The sequence below is a fragment of the Claveliimonas sp. genome, assembly GCF_037273965.1.
GTDB classification, from domain to species: Bacteria; Bacillota; Clostridia; order Lachnospirales; family Lachnospiraceae; genus Claveliimonas; species Claveliimonas bilis.
Genome location: NZ_JAYAZJ010000128.1, coordinates 1 through 4,702 on the forward strand (window position 1 = coordinate 1; position 4,702 = coordinate 4,702).

The window sequence follows — 4,702 nt, forward strand, 5'->3', positions numbered from 1 at the left end:
ATTTGTAATTTCTATTCTTGATCTGGGCGATAACGTCATTGAGATCCTGGAACTGGTGCTTGTATACCTCGATCATCCGCAGCCCCTGGTCGTAATATTTATTTAATATGGCCTTGATGGAGGAGGATTTTCCGGTTCCTGCGTCTCCGAAGAGGAGACAGTTATTGGCCCGGCGTCCCTTCACAAATGCCTCTGTATTGTCGACGAGTTTTTTCTTGGCGCTCTCGTACCCCACCAGCTCGTCAAGCTGTACATGGGCAATCTTTGTGATAGGCGCAATATGGACTCCTTCCTCGTCGTGGACCACCCGGAATGCCTTGTGAAGCCCCAGCTTACCTACACCGAACTCCTTGTAGAACTGGGTCACGGAAGCCTTGAACTCCTCCGCATCCTTTGTCTGTCCCAGGCTTTTCGCCAGAGCACAGATTCGATCTCGGATACGGCTGTTGAACACACTGCCGTGGGTTCCTGACCCTGTGTAATCCAGTATCATGGAAACGCAGTCCACGCCAAGGTCTGCCTCCATCGCTGTGAAATCGTAGTCGAACAGTTCCTTGAAGATAGCGAAATCATGGCGGGCCACCTTGTTGATGCTTCCTGCTGTCTCCCCCACAATCTCACAGGAGGTGCTGTAGGCATTCTCATCATTGGCCAGGAGAAATGTCAGGTAATCATGCCAGAGATTCCCCTCAAACCCATGATCCACGCACAGCTCCAGTATGCTGCCTGTACACTCAAAGAGAAGACTTTTCAAGTCCTCTTTGTTGTAGTACTCATTGTCGTAATTTTCCATCAGAAACGTCATATCATTTAAAATCTGTTCCTGCTCCAGATTTTTATAGATGATCAGCTCATGTATCCTCATTTTTTCTTCCTTTCTGCCTTTTCTATCGGCACTGCACTGTCCAGTCATTGGCATCGCGGCTGGAATCAATAGTTTCCTAGAATTTTCAAAGTTCTTGATTCTTCTCTGAGTCCCCGGATAGCGTTTTTCACAGCCCCTTCTCCCATGTTCCCGTCAAAATCCACGAAGAAGCGGTACTCCCATGTTCTCCCCTCTACCGGGCGGGATTCTATCTTTGTCATATTCAGGTTATTGTAAGTAAAATGGGCCAGCAGGTGGTAAAGGGAACCGCTGGAATGGTCTACTTCAAAGCAAATGCTGATCTTTTTGGCATCTTTCAGAAAAATCTTCTGGTTCGTCACAATAATGAACCGGGTAGAATTGTTATCATTATAATTGATTTTGCGGTCCAGTATTTTCAGCCCGTAAATTTCCGCCGCATGTTCGCTGCAGATAGCAGCCTGGGTCACATCATTTTCATTTAGGATCTTTTTCGCTGCAACAGCTGTATTGGCCACACCAATCTGCTGCCATCCTCTCTGCTCGTCCAGATATTTTGCGCTTTGCATCAATGCCTGTGGATGAGAATACACACGCTGGATCGTTTCCAGTGTTGTCCCCTCTACCCCGGCCAGGGCATGTTCAATAGGCAGGACGATTTCCCCTACAATATAATTTTCAAATTCAACCAGAAGATCGTAAGTCTCACTTACCACTCCGGCGGAAGAATTCTCGATGGGCAGAACCGCAAAATCAGCCGACCCCTCTTCGATTGCTTCCATTGCATCCCTGAAAGTCTGCACATGAAAGCTATTGACATTCTTTCCAAAATAGGCATGCATAGCAGCCTGGGAATAAGCTCCGTCTGTCCCCTGGAAAACGATCCTTGACTGTTCCCAGTCCAGTTTGTCTACTCCAATAAAGGGAAGACGCCCAAGGGCACCTTTTTTTGTCAGCATCTGATACTGCATCTTCCGACTCTGGGACATCAGCTGCTCAAAAAGCTCAGTCAGCCCAAGCTTCATAAATTCATCATCAATCCCTTTTGTAATCCTGCTCAACTGCTCTTTTTCTCTTTTTTTATCAAATACTTTCTGTCCGGCGTCAATTTTTATATCTCCGATCTTCTCACAGACCGCTACTCTCTTTTTATACAGTTCCGCAATCTGGCTGTCGATTCCGGCCAGATCCTCTCTCAATTCTTCCAACTGCTGCATTTTCACAATCTCCTTTTTCACATACTAAATTGTATTATAATACAAACCCTCGGCAAAATCCACGGCAGACATTGAAAAACTTCTTCATTTATTATATGATGTATGAAAAGCAGATTTCCATTTCTTTCGATCATTTTCGGGAAATGGATGATATATATCAAGGAGGTATTTATGAGACATTTAATGAGTCCACTGGATTTTTCCGTGGAAGAGCTGGAGCAGCTTCTGGATCTTGCTTCTGATATTGAAGCGAATCCCCAGAAATATGCACATGCCTGTGCAGGAAAGAAGCTGGCTACTTTATTCTATGAGCCGAGTACTCGGACAAGATTGAGCCACGAAGCTGCCATGCTGAATCTGGGAGGAAGTATCATGGGATTTTCTTCCGCTGATTCCAGTTCTGCTGCAAAAGGTGAAAGTGTATCTGACACAATCCGTACCATTTCCTGTTACGCTGACATTTGTGCCATGCGTCATCCGAAGGAGGGCGCTCCCATGGTTGCATGCCAGCACTCTTCCATCCCTGTTATTAATGCCGGAGACGGAGGGCATCAGCATCCGACTCAGACATTGACAGATCTTATGACAATCCGTTCCCTGAAAGGGCATCTTGACAATATGACAATTGGTCTGTGCGGCGACTTGAAATTCGGCCGTACCGTACATTCCCTTATTCACGCTCTTGTTCGTTATCCGGGCATCCGTTTTATTTTAATCTCGCCGGAAGAATTGAGACTTCCCGGATATATCCGCCATGATGTTCTGGATAAAAACGAAGTTCCTTATGAAGAGGTAGTACGCCTGGAGGACGCCCTTCCAAAACTGGACCTTCTGTATATGACCCGCGTACAGAAGGAACGTTTCTTCAATGAAGAAGACTATGTGCGCATGAAGGATTTCTATATCCTGGATGCTGCAAAAATGAAACTTGCCCCTGAAGATATGTATGTTCTTCATCCGCTTCCCAGAGTAAACGAGATTTCCACAGAAGTGGACAAGGATCCAAGGGCCGCTTATTTCAAACAGATGCAGTACGGCGTCTATGTTCGTATGGCTCTTATATTGACTCTGCTGGAAATAGAAGTATAGGAGGAAAAACATGGTAAAAAATACTTTAAATGTAGGACGGATTTCAGAAGGTTTTGTGCTGGATCACATTCAGGCCGGACGGAGTATGGAAATTTATAAATATCTTCATCTGGATCAGCTGGATTGCTGTGTAGCTATCATTAAGAATGCCAAAAGCAGTAAAAAGGGAAAAAAAGATATCATTAAGATTGAATGTCCCATCGACTTTATTGACCTTGATATTCTCGGTTTCATCGATCACAATATTACCATCAACATTATTAAAGACGAAGAAATTGTAGAGAAAAAGCGGCTTCACCTGCCGAAAAAGATCACAAATGTAATCCGCTGCAAGAATCCCCGCTGTATTACTTCTATTGAACAGGAGCTGGATCATGTATTTGTTCTGACAGACCCTGAAAAGGAGATTTACCGCTGCATGTACTGCGAAGAAAAATACGAGGGACGTTCCCGGCACCGCGGATAAAAGTTAAATTGAAAACTGTATATACTGCCAGTCCTGTCAGATGTGCAGACTGGATTAAAAAAGCGGCCGGAAATTTCCGACCGCTTTTTTATTTCTCACCTATTTTTCTGCATCTTTGGCATAGCCATTTCAAATCTTTCTGCCAAGCGCTTCCGCCATTTCCAGAGCATCGGTGTTTTCAATATCTCCCACTGCACTGACCCCTGGTGCGATCACTCTTCCCGCGTCCTTCCACTGCAGATATTCCGCCATGATTTCATATGTCCTCTCCAGACCTTCAAAATGTTCTCTGTCATCTGCTCCGCAGGCCAGAAGAACACATTCCTTTCTGCCTTTTAATCCTTCCTTGCTCCGATTCAGAGAATACCATCTGTCAATCAGAGCTTTTATCTGCGCGGAAAAAGAAAACCAGTACATAGGCGTAGCAAGAACAATCACATCCGCCTCCAGGATCGCCCCCGCAATCTGATTAAAATCATCATGGAAAATACAGGGCTTTTCTGTTGAATAACAGGCATCGCACGCATGGCAGCCATGGATATTCATATCAGCCGCTGCAATCTTAGCCAGTTTGTGTCCCTGGCTTGCCGCCCCCTTAATAAAAGCATTTGCCATTTTATCGCTATTTCCGCCCTTTCTCGGGCTTCCCGTAATCACAACAATATTCTTCATAGACTTGTTCCTCCAATTTTACCCGGGGCTTTTTGCATTTTTACCCACCACTAATGTCAATTTGGGACGTAACAAAGTTAAACTTTGTTACGTCCCAAATTGAAAATCAAGCATAACGATAAGCCGGGTTATGTCGTTGGGTAATCATCTATCTAGGCCTGCCGTTGCCGGCAGGCTCAAGCGACCTACCTAAGACGCGACGGGCCGCCGCATTGTCTATATTCGGTCTTGCTTCGGATGGGGTTTACATGTGCCCCTCCTGTTACCAGGAGGGCGGTAGTCTCTTACACTGCCCTTCCACCCTTACCGGGAAATCTTCCCGGCGGTACATTTCTGTTGCACTGGCCTTGGAGTCGCCTCCACCGGACGTTATCCGGCATCCTGCCCTGTGAAGCCCGGACTTTCCTCACCTGC

General features: G+C 45.8%; 5 protein-coding genes and 1 other RNA gene. 2 read left to right on the forward strand and 4 right to left on the reverse strand.

Annotated features, from left to right (window positions below; translation table 11 throughout):
* A partial coding sequence (locus WJ238_RS11385; RefSeq protein ID WP_337606988.1) for a DUF815 domain-containing protein occupies nt 1-865 on the reverse strand: 865 nt, incomplete at its 3' end.
* A 65-nt stretch (nt 866-930) separates the two neighbouring features.
* Nucleotides 931-2,061 carry a prephenate dehydratase gene (gene pheA, locus WJ238_RS11390; RefSeq protein ID WP_230106314.1) on the reverse strand — a complete coding sequence of 377 codons (1,131 nt, stop codon included), beginning with the start codon at nt 2,059-2,061 and terminating at the stop codon, nt 931-933.
* 171 nt (nt 2,062-2,232) lie between these two features.
* Between pheA and pyrB the strand changes: the two genes are divergently transcribed.
* Together pyrB and WJ238_RS11400 are read left to right on the forward strand one after the other, a co-directional pair.
* Nucleotides 2,233-3,150, forward strand: coding sequence for an aspartate carbamoyltransferase (gene pyrB, locus WJ238_RS11395; RefSeq protein ID WP_230106315.1), 918 nt, complete (start codon nt 2,233-2,235; stop codon nt 3,148-3,150).
* Nucleotides 3,151-3,160: 10 nt separating this feature from the next.
* On the forward strand, nt 3,161-3,616 hold the full coding sequence (locus WJ238_RS11400) for an aspartate carbamoyltransferase regulatory subunit (protein WP_230106316.1): 456 nt from the start codon (nt 3,161-3,163) through the stop codon (nt 3,614-3,616).
* A gap of 129 nt (nt 3,617-3,745) precedes the next feature.
* On the opposite strand, the gene WJ238_RS11405 is transcribed toward WJ238_RS11400, so the two are convergent.
* A complete protein-coding gene (locus WJ238_RS11405; protein WP_337606989.1) occupies nt 3,746-4,288 on the reverse strand; it encodes a flavodoxin family protein in 543 nt (180 codons plus the stop codon).
* 103 nt (nt 4,289-4,391) lie between these two features.
* Nucleotides 4,392-4,702: RNase P RNA component class A (rnpB, locus tag WJ238_RS11410), an RNA gene on the reverse strand; the annotation flags it as partial.